At 32.2% G+C, this 2107-nt stretch carries 1 protein-coding gene; it reads left to right on the top strand.

Annotated features, from left to right (window positions below):
• Positions 1–512: 512 nt before the first annotated feature.
• Entirely contained in the window at positions 513–1949 is a 1437-nt protein-coding gene (locus H0V01_06395; GenBank protein MBA2583001.1) for a peptidase S41, read from the top strand.
• Positions 1950–2107 lie beyond the last annotated feature (158 nt).

Raw genomic sequence — 2107 nt, 5'->3', positions numbered from 1 at the left:
ACACTGCATACCCTCAAGTGGGGTGCTTGGTGCATTTTGAGAAGTCATTTCTTTCTATTACCTTTCGCTGCTCGGTGGACAGAAACGCTGCAAACCAGCCCCACATGCGGGTATGCAGGAAACGTTATATGATAGCGTATGATTTTTGGAAGAACAGAATAGGCCACAATCATTTAGGCATAGGCATTTAACACCTTTTGTATAACTCTCAAAAACAGAGCAGCCCAACGCTTCGTGCTTTATCCTTTTTACCTCGCGCACAAAATTTAAAATTGCCAGCGCAGGAAATGGCACATTTACTTTTGCCTCTTCCACACTGACCTCTCACACATTGGCAAAAGTAAAAGAGCCATTCCGCCTCCCCACACGTTTCTGCTCATTAAATTCATTACTATTCTATTAGGAGAAACTAAAATAAATATTATGTTTGTTCAAATATGTTTTAGTTATTTGCATTCATGACGACCATTAATTTTAAAACATTTTAGCGGTATAAGAATAAAGCACTTTTTATGAAATACATTTTTCCACTGTTTTTTATTGCATCAGTATCCCTTGGACAAAATATTTATCCAACAGAAAATCCACTTTTCATAAAGACTTTAGAAAAAGATTCAATAATTAACGAATTAGGTATTCTTTACGATTTATTAAATACTATTCATCCAGGGCAATTTATGCATACTGAAAAAGCAGTCTTTGACAACTGCTACGACAGTTTACGTAAAAGTATTCAGACAGATTTAACTACCATCGAATATTATTGCAAAACTTCACTTTTATTATCAAAAATTAAAGACGGCCATACTTGGGTTGAGAACTCTACAATTAAAAAACAATTACAAAATGAATTAGTTTTTCCATTTAGTGTTTATAAAGCCAGTGACAAGTTTATTATTAGCAAATCGGGGACTGAAGAATACAATTCCTTTATTGGTAAAACTATTTTGAAAATTAATGATAAAAGTATTTCGGAAATTGTTTCAAAAGTAAAACCATACATAAGTCTTGAAGGCGAAAATGAAACTGGCATGAATTACACTTTTCAATTATTCCCTTTTTATTACTTTTTTATCGATTCTTCCAACACATTTAAACTTGATTACCTTGACAGTATTGGCAACAATGCGACTACTGTTTTGAAAGGAATTGAATATCGAGAATTTACTAAAAATACAAGAAGAATTGTTGAACCAATTCACCAAGAATTTAAAGAAGGGAAAATTGCGATTCTTACAGTCAACACATTTTATATTGGTGATTTCGAATATTACAAAATTAATTACAAAAAATATATCGATGATTTTTTCAAAAAAGTTGAGAAATTAAAAATAAGCAGTTTGATTATTGATGTCAGAGGCAATTCTGGAGGCTCAGCAGAAGTATCAAACTATCTATTTTCATATCTAACTGACAAACCATATTATTACTTTGAGTATGTTGGTAAAAAGTATAAAAAAACTGCTGAATGGAAATTTTATAGCACAAGTCCTCAATATATAAATGACGTTGACACAGCAACAACTAAATTTATTAATAATTTGCACTGCGAGGTTGAAACAGATAAAAAGAATTATTGGTGGTTCGAAAAGCAAAAAGGTAAAAGGAAATATCACAAAGGCGAAATTATAACTCTCATTGATGGTGGGTGCTTCTCAACAACAGGTCATTTTGTATCTCTGTTAAAAGACAATCAAATTGGTAAGTTATATGGCGAATGCACCCAAGGAAGTTATTACAGCAATGACGGTGGACATATGTTTCAACTTCCTTATTCTAAATTATTGGTAAGAATACCGACTGCACAATTTAAAATGCGAATGCCTAATTTTCAATATAACCCCAAGGGAATATGTCCTGACTTAGAAATAAATAAAAAACCAGACGATTTTAAGACAAAGTATGACCGACAATTAGATTCTGTTATTGAACAATTATCTGGAAGATAATGAACACTGCCTAACAGCACCTAAACAAGACTGACTCGTCCTGAAATAGGTTTACAGAAAAAACTGTAAATTTATTCGCACAAAATGAAAAGAAAACAAATCACAAAAGAAGAATTAGTTGCCGAATATTTAACTGGCAAAATAAGCTACAGAGCTTT

It is taken from the genome of Bacteroidota bacterium (assembly GCA_013696965.1).
Classification (GTDB): Bacteria; Bacteroidota; Bacteroidia; order JACCXN01; family JACCXN01; genus JACCXN01.
Note: the sequence above shows the minus strand (reverse complement) of the source record. Positions and strands in the feature narration are given on the sequence as shown.